Origin of the sequence: Pseudomonas sp. UM16 (assembly GCF_050312595.1) — a bacterium.
Taxonomy (GTDB): domain Bacteria; phylum Pseudomonadota; class Gammaproteobacteria; order Pseudomonadales; family Pseudomonadaceae; genus Aquipseudomonas.
Map to the genome: position 1 here is coordinate 103831 of NZ_JBNPJT010000011.1, position 13793 is coordinate 117623.

The window sequence follows — 13793 nt, forward strand, 5'->3', positions numbered from 1 at the left end:
CGAGCACGGAGCATACACAAGCAAGCGCCTGGGCCAAACTGCTCTGGATCATTATTCTGCCCGCCGGTTTACCGACGAAAAGCGCTCAAGCGCGCAGCCCTTGAGCTGGCGCTGGATGACTGGCCAGTCGCTGCCACCAAGTTTTTCTACTGTATATTTGCCCAAGGGTTGCCCGCGCCCCTAAAATGGTCGAATGCGCGATGATCTCTCTCTCCTGTTGAACTCCCTCAACGACGCCCAACGCCAGGCCGTAGCGGCCCCCGTCGGTCGTCAGTTGGTCCTGGCCGGTGCTGGCTCCGGTAAAACCCGCGTGCTGGTGCACCGCATCGCCTGGTTGATCCAGGTCGAGCAGGCCTCGCCGCATTCGATCCTGTCGGTGACTTTCACCAACAAGGCAGCCGCCGAGATGCGCCAGCGTATCGAGCAGCTGATGGGCATCAACCCGGCCGGAATGTGGGTAGGCACCTTCCACGGCCTGGCCCATCGCCTATTGCGGGCGCACTGGCAAGAAGCCGGGCTGAACCAGAACTTCCAGATCCTCGACAGCGATGACCAGCAGCGCTTGGTCAAGCGCGTGATCCGCGAACTGGGCCTGGATGAACAGCGCTGGCCAGCACGCCAGGCGCAATGGTTCATCAACGGGCAGAAAGACGAGGGCTTGCGCCCGCAACACATCCAGGCCAGCGGTGATCTGTACCTGGGCACCATGCGCAGCATCTATGAGGCCTATGAGGCTGCTTGTCAGCGTGCTGGGGTTATCGACTTCTCCGAGCTGCTGCTGCGCGCCCTGGACCTGTGGCGCGATCACCCGGGCCTGCTGGAGCACTACCAGCGGCGCTTCCGTCATGTGCTGGTAGACGAATTCCAGGACACCAACGCCGTGCAGTATGCCTGGTTGCGTCTGCTGGCCAAGGGTGGCGACAGCCTGATGGTGGTGGGTGACGACGACCAGTCGATTTACGGCTGGCGGGGTGCCAAGATCGAGAACATCCACCAGTACAGCGCCGACTTCCCCGACGCCGAAATGATCCGCCTGGAGCAAAACTATCGCTCCACCGCCGGCATCCTCAAAGCTGCCAACGCCCTGATCGCTAACAACAGCGATCGCCTGGGCAAGGAGCTGTGGACCGACGGCGGCGATGGCGAACCCTTGAGCCTGTACGCAGCGTTCAACGAACACGATGAAGCGCGCTATGTAGTAGAAACCATCGAAAGCGCGCTCAAGACCGGCCTGGCCCGCAGCGACATTGCCATCCTCTACCGCTCCAACGCCCAATCGCGGGTGCTGGAAGAAGCCTTGCTGCGTGAGCGCATTCCCTACCGTATCTACGGTGGCCAACGCTTCTTCGAGCGCGCCGAGATCAAGAACGCCATGGCGTACCTGCGCCTGCTTGAAGGTCGCGGTAACGACGCCGCGCTGGAGCGGGTGATCAACGTACCGCCGCGGGGTATCGGCGAGAAAACCGTCGAAGCGATTCGCGACCACGCCCGGCACGCCGAAGTGTCGATGTGGGAGTCGATGAGCCTGCTGATCGCCAACAAGGCGCTCAAGGGCCGTGCCGCCAGTGCCCTGGCTGCGTTTATCGAACTGATTGAAAACCTTGCCGCCAAGGTCATGGAGATGCCACTGCACTTGATGACCCAGACAGTCATCGAGCAGTCCGGGCTGATCATTTATCACCAGGAAGAAAAAGGTGAAAAGGGTCAGGCACGGGTAGAAAACCTTGAGGAACTGGTCAGCGCCGCGCGCAACTTCGAAACCAGCGAAGAAGACGCCGAGCTTTCGCCGCTGGCCGCGTTCCTCGGTCATGCGTCTCTGGAAGCTGGCGATGCCCAGGCTGATGAGCACGAAGACAGTATTCAGCTGATGACTTTGCACAGCGCCAAGGGGCTGGAATTCCCGCATGTGTTCCTGGTCGGCATGGAAGAAGGTCTGTTCCCGCACAAGATGAGCCTGGAAGAGCCCGGCCGTCTGGCAGAGGAGCGCCGCCTGGCCTATGTCGGAATTACCCGCGCCATGCAGCAGTTGGTAATGACTTACGCCGAAACCCGTCGCCTATATGGCAGTGAAACCTATAACAAGGTTTCCCGTTTCGTACGTGAGATACCGGCGGGTCTGATTCAGGAAGTGCGTTTGTCCAACAGTGTGAGCCGCCCATTCGGCTCCGGTCAAAAGCAAAACACCAGCAGCCTGTTCGCCAACGCGAACATTCCGCAGACCGCCTTCAACCTTGGCCAGCGCGTGCAGCACGCGGTGTTCGGCGAAGGCGTGATCCTCAACTTCGAAGGCTCCGGCGCCCAGGCACGGGTGCAGGTGAACTTCGCCGAAGGCAGTAAATGGCTGATGCTTGGCTATGCCAAGCTGGAAGCCCTGTAACAAGGGCTTGCAGCTTCATTGTGGGCGCCAGCCTGGTTGGCGCCCACAAAAGCAGTCGAAATTAGGCAAAAGATGGAAACATCTTGGCGCTGGTCATGTGTCCTACAACCTGTGCACCATGACGCGCGTGCAATCCACAAAACGGGAATACCCTTCTATGCAACGTTTTCTTAGCATCGCCCTGGCGTTGTGCATCGGCCTGACGATGAGCCTCGACGCCAACGCCAAACGCATGGGTGGCGGCAAAAGCTCAGGCGCCGCGCCTATGCACCAGACCCGTCAGGCTGCTCCGACTACTCCGGCTGCCTCGCCAACCGCTCCAGGTCGAGCACCTGCAGCCGCCAGCGGTGCCTCGCGCTGGCTCGGCCCTCTGGCCGGTCTCGCCGCCGGTGGCCTGCTGGCCTCGATGTTCATGGGCGATGGCTTCGATGGCATGCAGATCTTCGACATTCTGATCATCGCGTTGATCGCCTTCCTGGTGTTCCGCTTTATCGCCGCCCGTCGCCGCAAGCAGCAGCCACAAATGGCCGCCGCCGGTCACGCGCCGTTCCAGCGTGAAGTACACCAGCAACCCGCTCAGCCGTCGATCTTCGGTGGTTCCGCCGCACCTGCCGCGGCAGCCCGTCCGGTGATCAACGCGCCGGCCTGGTTCAACGAGCAAAGCTTCCTGGCCGCTGCCCGCAACCATTTCCAAACCCTGCAGCAGCACTGGGACGCCAACGAAATGGACAAGATCGCCGAGTTCGTTACCCCGCAGATGCTGCAATTCCTCAAGCAGGAACGTGCCGAGCTGGGTGAAGGCTTCCAGTCCACGTACATCGACAACCTGGATGTGCAGCTTGAAGGTGTTGATGATCGCGCCGACAAGACCATCGCCACCCTGACCTTCAGCGGTGTGTCGAAGACCTCGCGTTTCGACCAGGGCGAAGTGTTCAGCGAAAGCTGGAACATGGAACGTGCCCAGGGCGAAAACCAGCCTTGGCTGGTCGCCGGGATCCGCCAGAACGGCTGATCTTGAGGCATTGCACAAAAAAACCCCGGGCTTGTCCCGGGGTTTTGCTTTTAGCGCAGCGGGCTACTAGGGTATAACGCGCAGCGTGTCGTAAAGGTTAGAGGATAGAACCGTGGAAGAAGTCATCGAACAGCTCCGAGAAGCCAATGAACCGGTACCGGTGCCACTGGAATTACCGGACGAAGATCAGTTGGTCGAAATCGAAGAAGAGTTGTTCATCAACATTCCGTTCGTCTTCAAGGAATTCCTGCTGACGGTCAGCGATGTGGTCTATGGCAGCCTGGAGCCCGTTACTGTCACCGATCCGCAGTCGCACACCTACCTGCCAGAGGTGGCGGCCAACGCCTGGGATACCGGTGTCCCACGGGACCTGATTCCGATTTGCCAGGATGGCGACGATTTCTACTGTGTTGAGGAAGACGGCACTGTAGTGCTGTGGTCCGGCGAAGAAGAGCTCGTCACCGAAGAAAGCTGGGAGTCGGTCTGGCACTGGGCGCGGGATGTCTGGCTGGAAAGCTGAATGAGAAATACCCGCACAAATTAATGGCCCTTGGCCATTAATGTTCGTAGAATCGCCATGCCTTCCTGTGCGTGGCGATTTCGTTACCGCTCCATCCCCTCGGACATTCGAATCGTCCGCGCAGGAAGCGTTTTCCTCTCACCCTAGTGGTGATTCTCCTGATGATTATCCAACGTCTCCAGCAAGGCGATCTGCATACGCGTGTGCACGCGGATAAGCCAGCGCCAGAGCAACGCCACCACTCCCGCTGCTACCACCACGATCAGCACCAGCAACTCGCTGGTGGGCAGAATGCTCGCCGAAAGCGCCGACAGCAGCAGAAAGATCACCAGCAGTGACAACAGTGGGATCACCTCAGCAATCACCCGACGCACGCGCTGGGTATGGCGCCCAGCCATTTCCGGCTTGACCCCCATCTCCGCCAACAGCATCGACAGCGCTTTGAGCTTGCGATAAGCGGCGATCAGGAACGGTAACGACAACAGCAATGCCGCGCCCCAGATCAGCGCCTTCTGCTGGCCGACATCAGTGATCCATTCGCCCAGATACTCGCCAATTTGCGCAGCGAAGTAACCACCACTGAAAAAGATCGCCACCACCAGAGCCAGATTCACCCCAACCTGCAGCAGAATACGGCGGATCATCGAAGCTAGCAGTGCGCCCTCGCCCTGTGGCTGGATGCTGCGCAGCCACTCACCGTACAACGACAGCACCCGCGCCAGGCGCCGCGGCATGACCTTGGCCAGCTTCAGCGATAATGGGTCGGCGCCACGGATGAGGTAAGGCGTGAGCAAGGTTGTGATGGCTGACACGGCCACCGCGACCGGATAGAGAAAATCGCTGGTCACCTGCAAGGTCATGCCCAGCGCAGCAATGATGAACGAGAACTCACCAATTTGAGACAGACCCATCCCCACACGCAGCGAGGTACGTCCGTCATTGCCGGCAATAAAAGCCCCCATACCGCAGGAAAGCATCTTGCCTAGCACCACCGCGATCGTAATCACCACGATTGGCCAGGCATATTCGACCAGCACCATAGGGTCGATCATCATGCCGATGGCAACGAAGAAAATCGCGCTGAACAGGTCGCGAACCGGCTCGATAAGGCGCTCAATTTTCACCAGCTGTCGGGATTCAGCCATGATTGCGCCGATCAAGAAGGCGCCCAATACCATGCTGTACTCAAGTTTGACCACCAACAGACAGAAGCCGAAACACAGTCCCAACACTGTGATCAACAGCATCTCGTTGCTTTCGAAACGGGCCACATAGGCCAGCAGGCGCGGTACCAAGAGAATGCCAATGACCAAGGCCACGATCATGAACAGTGACAGCTTACCGACCGTGGAGAACACCTCACCGGAGCTTACCGAGCCACTCACGGCGATCCCCGAGAGCAAGGCGATGATACCGATGCCAAGGATGTCCTCGACGATCAGCACTCCGAAGATCAGTTGAGCAAAACGCTCATTCTTCATCTTCAGGTCATTGAGCGCCTTGACGATGATGGTGGTCGAGGAAATCGCCAGGATCGCGCCGAGGAACAGCGAATCCATGGTGCTCCAACCGAACCAGCGGCCGATTTCGAAGCCGATCCAGATCATCAGCACGATTTCCAGAAACGCAGCGATAAACGCCGTGGCCCCCACCTTGAACAACTTGCGCAGACTGAACTCCAGCCCCAGGCAAAACATCAGGAAGATCACCCCGAGTTCAGCCAGCGTCTTGATTGTGTCTTCGTCGTGAATCAAGCCGAAAGGTGGGGTATGCGGGCCGATAATGAAACCAGCGACGATGTAACCAAGCACCACCGGCTGCTTGAACCGGTGGAACAGGATGGTGACCACACCTGCGACCAGCATGATCACTGCCAAGTCCTGGATAAAGCTGATGGCATGCACGGCGTGGTACTCCTTACCTTATGACGAAAGACAAACCGCCACTCATCCCCGGAATTGACTGATTGAGTTGCGGGTACATAGTGTTTTTAATGTAAGAGACCCACCTTGCATGGGTCACCTCAGGTTAACACCGCCGCTTGTCGCGAAAAGCCGATGCAATAAGTGGAAACAGATCGACCAAATCCACGCCGCAAATGGCAAAAACAGCGTGACGGCAAGGCCGCTGTCAGCGTCCCGTCTTTAGATGGCAATCGTAATAGGGGAAAGAAGCGTGAATACCAGTCGCCACCCCGCCTCAGCGCAACCTCACCGTGAGCACACTATGGAACCTGGAAACGCCCAGCTGTCGATGACCGTCCTGATGACCCCGGACATGGCCAATTTTTCTGGCAACGTTCATGGCGGCACGCTGCTCAAATATCTCGATGAAGTTGCCTATGCCTGCGCCAGCCGCTATGCCGGACGCTATGTGGTGACCCTGTCAGTTGACCAGGTAGTCTTTCGCGAGCCAGTGCATGTCGGCGAACTGGTGACCTTTCTGGCTTCGGTCAACTACACCGGTAATACCTCGATGGAGGTCGGCATCAAGGTCGTTACCGAAAACATTCGCGAGCGTTCGGTGCGCCACAGCAACAGCTGTTTTTTCACCATGGTCGCTGTCGATGACGACCGCAAACCGGTCGCCGTCCCTGCGCGCCAGCCGGAAAGCAGCGAAGAAAAACGCCGCTTCCTGCAAGGGAAGCAGCGTCGATTGATTCGCCAGGAACTGGAAAAACGCTACCAAGAGCTCAAGAGCGACACCCTTTAACAGCTCAAGCGCCGCGCTTCAAAGCGCACCCGTGGATGCACGATGCGATCCTGGGCCCGCACCAGCTCAAGTTCGTAGCTGGCGCAGGCCTGGGTTTCCAGCAGTACCTCGTGCACCGCGGCGGCAGCAAACTCGAAGGCGGCCAGCCAGTCATCACCCAGCAGCACCCGGGCCAGGAACAGGCCTGAGGTCAGGTCGCCGACACCCACTGGTTGCCGAGGAAAGGCCAGTAGCGGCCGGCGCAGATGCCAGCTGCCAGCGGCGGTAACCAGCAACATCTCAAAATCTTCCGCCCCGCGCCCCGGGTAGGCCAGGTGCTTGACCAGTATCGCTTTCGGCCCACGCTCCAACAGGCTGCGCGCCATGGCGACACAATCCTCCAAGGACTCGGGTCGACGATCGCAGAAGCTGTCTAGTTCCAGCTGGTTCGGGCACAACACGTCAGCCACCGTTAGCGCTTCTTCGAGCAAAAACGTACTGACTTCAGCCGGTACGATGCAGCCCTTTTCCGGATGTCCCATGACCGGGTCACACAGGTACAAGGCCTTAGGGTTGGCCGCCTTGATCCGCGCCACACCACTGAGGATTGCTCGCCCTTGTTCGGCGCTGCCCAGGTAGCCGGACAACACCGCATCGCAATTGCCCAACTCGCCAATCACCGCAATGCCCTCCACCAGCGCCGGAATTTGAGCGGGCGCAAGCACTTCTCCGGTCCACTGGCCATACTGAGTATGGTTAGAGAATTGCACGGTATTGAGCGCCCAGACATTCACACCGACCCGCTGCATCGGAAACACCGCCGCGCCATTACCGGCATGGCCGAAGACAACATGGGACTGGATGGCGAGCAGATGCGGCGTACGTTTCATGCATGGCTTCCGAAGCAAAGAATTGAAAACAAGGCGCGCAGTATGGCGCTAAACGCCACCTGTACGACAGACCAGGGAGGCGGTTAAGCTGGGCATACTTTGTTGGAGCATTGGTAATGTTGACCCTGGGTAATCTCTCCGTGCTGATGTTGCTGGCCACCGCCGGTGCCTGGCTGTGGCACAACCACGGATTGCGTGAAAAGGCCCTGGAACGGGTCAAGCAGCACTGTGCCAAGCTCGATCTGGAACTGCTCGATGGCAACGTCGCGCTCAAGCGCATCGGCTTTGTCCGCGATGCACAGGGCCGCAAGCGCCTGGCGCGCGTGTATAACTTCGAATTTACCGTCACCGGTGAGCAGCGTCACCCCGGTACTGTCACTCAATTCGGGGCTCACAGCATGCAGATAGAGCTGGCGCCTTACCCGTTCGAAATCAAACCGGTTGAGCATGTCGACAACGTCATCGAAATGAATCAGTGGCGCCAGGATCATAATCGCTGGCGTAACTAAGCCCGGCAGGCCTGCATAGCTTGCTGCAGTAGGTTAGCGTCCTGAGCAGTAGTGAAAATCAGCTCGATGCGCGAGTCACGGCGCCATTCACTGGGCTGCCAATGCTGCGCATCCTGACCTTGCAAGGCATTGATAGACTGCCAACCTTGCGCGCTGTGGATAACTAGCTTGGCCCGCCGCCAGTCAAAATCGCGCAGCAATTGTTCAATGCGTTGCCGTTCCAATACCTGTCTTGGATGCCAGCGCCAGCCGATGCTCCAACCCTCTGCGGCGTCTTGAATACTGCAGATCGGCTCGTGAGGATTTGTCCACAGGGTCGCTAAAGGCCCGTCTGTATTAGGTAAAAGCGACTTATCCACAGCCTCGGTTTGACTCGATTCGAGTCTTGGCATGGGCAACGCTGAAAGAGCCAATCGTCCTTGTTCGGTCCAGCACAGCGGCTGAGAGGGCAGCTGTGAACTTATCCACAGGCGTTGCTCATCATTCAATCCCTCTGACTTGTTCAGCACCAATAAGCCCGCACTGGCCAAAGTCTGTTGTTGCGCCTCGGGCAACAGCACGCGTTTTGCGAGTTGCTGGGCATCAAGCACCATTACCGCCGGTTGTACTGCCAAGACCCCACGCCATGGCGGCTGTCGAAGCTGATCCAGCAACTGCAATGGGTGGCCCAAGCCCGAGGGTTCGATAAACAGACGATGCGGCTTGGCCTTGCGCAACAAGCGCCCCAGCCCCACCTGAAACGGTGCGCCATTCACACAACACAAACAGCCACCCGCCACCTCACTCATGGCGATGCCCTGATCATCCGTACTCAGCAGCGCCGCATCCAGGCCGATCTGGCCGAACTCATTGATCAGTACCGCCCAGCGCTCGTTGGCTGGCCGTTGAGCCAGTAACTGACGGATAAGGCTGGTCTTGCCGGCCCCCAAAGGGCCGGCAATGACGTGGGTAGGAATGTTCTGCAGCATGCGAAGGTAGGCGCCCGGTATTTTTACCACTATGCCTCGATCTCAGGGCATTCCGTCAAGACCTGCAAGCCCCCGGCTCAGGCCGCTTCCTCTTCATACCAAGGCCCAAAAGGATCCGGCAACTGGCGCCAGCTATCGACCCCTTCGGCCATTTCCGCGTCGCTCAGCAGGCAGGCATCTAGCTCGGCATTGAGGCGAGAGAAGTCGATGTTCTGGCCGATGAATACCAACTCCTGACGGCAATCCCCGTATTCAGCCGCCCAGTTCTTGAGGATCGCGGCGCTGCTCTGCTCATCTTGCGGCCAGTGCTGACGCGGCACATAGCGCCACCAGCGTCCGGCAAAGCCATAACGCATCATGCCTCCGGCCTGAGACCAGCTGCCGGCATCCTGATGCTTGTTGGCTAGCCAGAAGAAGCCTTTCGAGCGCAGCAATCGGCCGTTACTCCATGAGCCGTTGATAAAGTCGAAGAACCGCTGCGGATGCAGCGGACGTCGGGCCTGCCAAGTGCTGGCAGCGATGCCATATTCTTCGGTTTCCGGCACGTGCTCACCGCGCAGCTCCTGCAGCCATCCCGGTGCCTGGGCGGCACGCTCGAAATCAAACAGGCCGGTATTGAGGATCGATGCCAAAGGTACCTGGCCCATTAGCATCGGCACGATCCGCGCGTGTGAGTTGAGGCGACGCAGAATGGCGCTAAGCTCTTCGCGCTCGTGACTGCTGATAAGGTCGACTTTACTAAGCAGGATGACATCGGCGAACTCCACTTGCTCGATCAGCAAGTCACTGATCGAGCGCTGATCATCGTCCCCCAGGGTTTCGCCATGACTGGCCAGGCTTTCAGCGGCCTGGTAATCACGCAGGAAGTTCAGGCCGTCGACAACCGTGACCATAGTGTCGAGCCGTGCCTGATCGGCCAAGCTACGGCCTTGTTCATCACGAAAGGTAAACGTCTCGGCAACCGGCAGTGGTTCGGAAATGCCCGTGGACTCAATCAGCAGGTAGTCGAAACGGCCTTCCTGCGCCAGTCGACTGACTTCCTCCAGCAAGTCCTCACGCAGAGTGCAGCAGATACAACCGTTGCTCATCTCCACCAGTTTTTCTTCAGCACGATTGAGGCTGACATTGCGTTGCACCTCGCTGGCGTCGATGTTGATTTCACTCATGTCGTTGACGATCACCGCCACCCGCAGGTTCTCGCGGTTGCGCAGGACATGGTTAAGCAGCGTACTTTTACCGGCACCCAGAAAACCGGACAGCACGGTAACAGGAAGGCGATTGGGCATGATCAGGTCCTCATCAGGGCGAGCGCATTCAAATGATGCGTTGCGCAATGTTATATTATAACAATACAATCTCGCCAAGCTGCTTTACCTGAACACGACCAGAGGCCTCGACGAAGGACGCTAAAAAATGAAACTGTTGCGTGCCGCTGTCGTATTACTACTGTGCCTGCCTGTTGTCGCCGGTGCCGTTCCCTTGAGCAAGGGCTTGGCGTTATGTACCCGCAGCGCCACATTGCTCGCCTGCGGCGACGCTCAAGGTAACTACTACAGCGTGCGAACCGATGGCCAAACAACCTATCTGCGTGGTTATGAAGTGCAAGGAAAGCGACTGTGGACACAAACCAACAGCCGGTATGGGCAGCTGACGTTTTACACCGGGCTGGCCAGTGACGGGGAAAGCTGGGTCGGCACCAGCCGCAAGATCGGCTGGACCACTTTTAATCGGGTTTCCAGCTCCAGTGGGCAGCGTTTCAGCTTGCGCTGTAATCGACTGAGCGGCTGCCAGTAATCACAAATCGCCTCGAAAAAAACGAGCTGTCCATGACTGTCCTCACGCTTCCTGATATTGCCGCGCAAGCTACTCACACCTCGCTGCCCCTGGAGTGGGTCGGCATGTGCAACATCGCTTTACCGGTGTTGTTTGCTGACAACACGCTACGTGCCAGTGCCGATGCCGGCGTCAGCCTCGACGATGGCAGCTCGCGTGGCATCCACATGTCACGCTTGTATCTGGCGCTGGAGGTCTTCGAACATCAGCCCTTAACGCCGATGCTCCTCCAACAAGTGCTGGATGGCTTTTTACGCAGCCACGTAGGGCTGTCGGCAGGCGCCTACCTGAAGTTACGCTTCGATATGATGCTCAAGCGGCCCGCACTGATCAGCCCTTTGGCAGGTTGGAAAGCTTATCCTGTGACCATTTCCGCGCAGCTAAAAGACGAAATGTTCCACGTGGAACTAAAAGTGGAAGTGGAATATTCCTCCACCTGCCCTTGCTCAGCTGCCTTGGCCAGGCAATTGATTCAACAGCAATTTCTCACCGACTTTGGCAATCGTAGCCTCAGCCATGAGGCTGTCCTCAGTTGGTTGGGGAGCGCTCAGGGCGTAGTGGCAACGCCTCACAGCCAGCGCAGTGTGGCGCAGTTGCAGGTACGTTTGGGGCATGGAGTCAATGACCTGCCGATCGAGGCATTGGTTGATCAGGCTGAAACCGCGCTAGGCACCGCCGTGCAGACGGCGGTGAAGCGTGCGGATGAACAGGCCTTTGCCCTGGCCAATGGGCAGAACTTGATGTTCTGTGAAGATGCCGCACGACGTTTGCACCTGGCCCTGCAACGTCTGAGCTGGCTAAGCGGATTTGACCTGCGCGTGGAACATTCGGAAAGTCTACATGCCCACGATGCTGTCGCTCAAAGCCAGTGGCAATGGTAAGAGGTTTCGAGTTCTAGGTACGAGGCTTAACACTGCCGCAATCGCTCCCCAACCAAACGGCTCGGGTGTTCATGCTGCCCTGTTGCTGAACCCCGGAGGCATTGAACGTTCCGTTGACCGTGGTGGTGAACTCTCGGTCGCTGACAAAGGTGGCTTGCCCTGCTCCCTGTGCTTTAGGGCAACTGAAGGTGAACTTCCAGACATTACCACTGCGCTCGGTAATCTTCTGGGTGCAGCCGGACTTCGGGTCCTGCAAGGGAATGTCGTTTGTTTTAACCTGCTCAGGCGTCAGGCAGGACTGCACACCCTGACCAGCCACACTGATGCCCTGCTTGGCCAAACCGCCTTCGATCATCGCTCGCTGCTCGGGTGGTAGGTTCTTCAACTGGCCGAGCATAAAGCCCATGTCCGGCAGTGCTTTGCCATCGACCTGCATGTTACTGGTGGTCAACTCCCACAACCCTGGTTGCAACATTTGCGCATGCACCAGCGGGCTCGACACCCCCAGGACCAATGCCAGCATCGGCAGACGACTTTTCATGAAATGGCTCCTCGAAACTCCAGCCCTGCGCTGGAACAAAGCTTAGACGTCAATTACGCCTTTCGGTTGCAAGTACGGTGTGGAACATGCTCTGTTAGAGACCGTGCCATTGGACAGCAGGATGCATATGGATTACCACAGCCCCTACTTCTTCGGTTACCTCATCGGTGCCTTGCATCTACTTGGGGCTATCGCCGCCATGCATGCGGTGCTCACGGTGCGTACCGCTCAGGGCGCAATCGCCTGGGCGCTGTCGCTACTGTTCATCCCGTATTTCACCTTGATCCCTTACCTGATATTCGGCAGCCGCACGTTTGACGCCTACATCCAGGCCCGGCGCCAAGCCAACCGCGAAATGCATGTGGCCATGGCCGACCTCAATTGGCGGCCTTGGGTCGACGAGGCCTTGGCAGCACGCAATTCCGAATCCTACCGTGCATTGCGCGCCATGCCCAAGTTGGGCCGGATGCCTTGCCTGGCGAACAATCAGGTACGTCTGCTTATCGATGGCAAGGCGACTTTCGATGCAATTTTCGCCGCCGTAGAGCAAGCGCGGGACACCGTGCTAGTGCAGTTCTTCATCATCCACGACGACACCCTTGGCCGCGCCTTGCAGACGTTGCTGCTCAAGAAAGCCGCCGAAGGGGTGAAGGTCTATGTCCTCTACGACCGAGTCGGCAGCCATGCCCTACCCGCCGCTTACAGCCAGACCCTGCGCGAAGGCGGAGTCAACATTCGTGCATTCGCCACCCGGCGTGGCTGGTTCAACCGCTTCCAGGTCAACTTTCGCAACCACCGCAAGATCGTTGTGGTCGATGGTGTGCAAGGCTTTGTCGGCGGTCACAACGTGGGTGACGAGTACATGGGTGGTAAACCCAAGCTCTCTCCTTGGCGCGATACTCATGTGCAAGTCAGTGGCCCGGTGCTCGCCTGCCTGCAAGAGTCCTTTGCCGAGGATTGGTACTGGGCCGCGCGAGAGCTCCCGCCGCTGATCCTACCCGACACCTACCCCGAAGATGGCGTGCTCTGCCAGGTACTGGCCAGCGGTCCGGCCGACCCTCAGGAAACCTGCTCGCTGTTCTTTGTCGAAGCCATTCATTCGGCGCGTGAGCGGCTGTGGATCACCAGCCCCTATTTCATCCCCGATGAGGCGGTGTTCGCCGCCTTGCGTCTGGCCGTGCTACGCGGTGTGGATGTGCGCATCCTACTGCCGTCGCGTGCCGACCACCGTATTGTCTATGCCGCTTCCAGCCTGTTCGCCTTCGAAGCGGTGCGCGCTGGCGTACGAATGTTCCGTTATGGTCCGGGGTTCCTGCACCAGAAGGTGGTGCTCATCGACAACGAGATCAGTGCCATTGGCAGTGCCAACCTGGACAACCGCTCGTTCCGTCTGAACTTCGAAGTGATGCTGCTGACAGTCGACCGAGCCTTCTCCGATCAGGTCGAAGCCATGCTCATCCATGACTTCGACCTGGCGCGGGAAATCACCCCCGAAGACAGCCAGGACACCCATCGCCTGCAACAACTGGGGATGCGCATTGCCCGGCTGATCTCGCCGATTCTCTAGGCGT

At 58.5% G+C, this 13793-nt stretch carries 13 protein-coding genes; 8 read left to right on the forward strand and 5 right to left on the reverse strand.

The features are described 5' to 3' along the window. Positions 1 to 193 precede the first annotated feature (193 nt). The 3 genes from uvrD to ACQRAX_RS14855 all read left to right on the forward strand — a co-directional run bounded on the left by uvrD (position 194) and on the right by ACQRAX_RS14855 (position 3909). Positions 194 to 2377 (forward strand): DNA helicase II, encoded by a 2184-nt coding sequence (gene uvrD / locus ACQRAX_RS14845; protein WP_101293861.1) that lies wholly within the window; start codon positions 194 to 196, stop codon positions 2375 to 2377. A gap of 157 nt (positions 2378 to 2534) precedes the next feature. Continuing rightward, complete coding sequence (locus tag ACQRAX_RS14850; protein ID WP_412040407.1) at positions 2535 to 3389, forward strand: Tim44 domain-containing protein; 855 nt, start codon at positions 2535 to 2537, stop codon at positions 3387 to 3389. A gap of 112 nt (positions 3390 to 3501) precedes the next feature. After that, positions 3502 to 3909 carry an SMI1/KNR4 family protein gene (locus tag ACQRAX_RS14855; protein ID WP_412040408.1) on the forward strand — a complete coding sequence of 136 codons (408 nt, stop codon included), beginning with the start codon at positions 3502 to 3504 and terminating at the stop codon, positions 3907 to 3909. Between the two features lie 143 nt (positions 3910 to 4052). Here the strand turns inward: ACQRAX_RS14855 and ACQRAX_RS14860 are convergent, their stop codons facing one another. Next, complete coding sequence (locus ACQRAX_RS14860) at positions 4053 to 5813, reverse strand: cation:proton antiporter (RefSeq protein WP_412040409.1); 1761 nt, start codon at positions 5811 to 5813, stop codon at positions 4053 to 4055. A gap of 322 nt (positions 5814 to 6135) precedes the next feature. On the opposite strand from ACQRAX_RS14860, the gene ACQRAX_RS14865 reads away from it, so the two are divergent. Beyond that, positions 6136 to 6621, forward strand: coding sequence for an acyl-CoA thioesterase (locus ACQRAX_RS14865; RefSeq protein ID WP_412040410.1), 486 nt, complete (start codon positions 6136 to 6138; stop codon positions 6619 to 6621). On the opposite strand, the gene pdxY is transcribed toward ACQRAX_RS14865, so the two are convergent. Continuing rightward, positions 6618 to 7490, reverse strand: coding sequence for a pyridoxal kinase PdxY (gene pdxY, locus ACQRAX_RS14870; RefSeq protein WP_412040411.1), 873 nt, complete (start codon positions 7488 to 7490; stop codon positions 6618 to 6620). The two genes, ACQRAX_RS14865 and pdxY, sit on opposite strands and share 4 nt — an antisense overlap. 116 nt (positions 7491 to 7606) lie before the next feature. Between pdxY and ACQRAX_RS14875 the strand changes: the two genes are divergently transcribed. Next, positions 7607 to 7999 (forward strand): DUF3301 domain-containing protein, encoded by a 393-nt coding sequence (locus ACQRAX_RS14875; protein ID WP_412040412.1) that lies wholly within the window; start codon positions 7607 to 7609, stop codon positions 7997 to 7999. Here the strand turns inward: ACQRAX_RS14875 and ACQRAX_RS14880 are convergent. Both ACQRAX_RS14880 and zigA read right to left on the reverse strand, forming a co-directional pair. Next, positions 7996 to 8967 carry a CobW family GTP-binding protein gene (locus tag ACQRAX_RS14880; RefSeq protein WP_412040413.1) on the reverse strand — a complete coding sequence of 324 codons (972 nt, stop codon included), beginning with the start codon at positions 8965 to 8967 and terminating at the stop codon, positions 7996 to 7998. The two genes, ACQRAX_RS14875 and ACQRAX_RS14880, sit on opposite strands and share 4 nt — an antisense overlap. A gap of 77 nt (positions 8968 to 9044) precedes the next feature. Beyond that, positions 9045 to 10253, reverse strand: a complete 1209-nt coding sequence (gene zigA, locus ACQRAX_RS14885) for a zinc metallochaperone GTPase ZigA (protein ID WP_412040414.1) — start codon at positions 10251 to 10253, stop codon at positions 9045 to 9047. 127 nt (positions 10254 to 10380) lie between these two features. On the opposite strand from zigA, the gene ACQRAX_RS14890 reads away from it, so the two are divergent. Further along, a complete protein-coding gene (locus ACQRAX_RS14890; RefSeq protein ID WP_412040415.1) occupies positions 10381 to 10761 on the forward strand; it encodes a glutamine synthetase in 381 nt (126 codons plus the stop codon). Positions 10762 to 10793: 32 nt separating this feature from the next. After that, positions 10794 to 11681, forward strand: a complete 888-nt coding sequence (gene folE2 / locus ACQRAX_RS14895; protein ID WP_412040416.1) for a GTP cyclohydrolase FolE2 — start codon at positions 10794 to 10796, stop codon at positions 11679 to 11681. Positions 11682 to 11694: 13 nt separating this feature from the next. Here the strand turns inward: folE2 and ACQRAX_RS14900 are convergent, their stop codons facing one another. Beyond that, on the reverse strand, positions 11695 to 12222 hold the full coding sequence (locus tag ACQRAX_RS14900; protein ID WP_412040417.1) for a DUF3617 domain-containing protein: 528 nt from the start codon (positions 12220 to 12222) through the stop codon (positions 11695 to 11697). Between the two features lie 127 nt (positions 12223 to 12349). Between ACQRAX_RS14900 and cls the strand changes: the two genes are divergently transcribed. Further along, complete coding sequence (gene cls / locus ACQRAX_RS14905) at positions 12350 to 13789, forward strand: cardiolipin synthase (protein WP_412040418.1); 1440 nt, start codon at positions 12350 to 12352, stop codon at positions 13787 to 13789. Positions 13790 to 13793 lie beyond the last annotated feature (4 nt).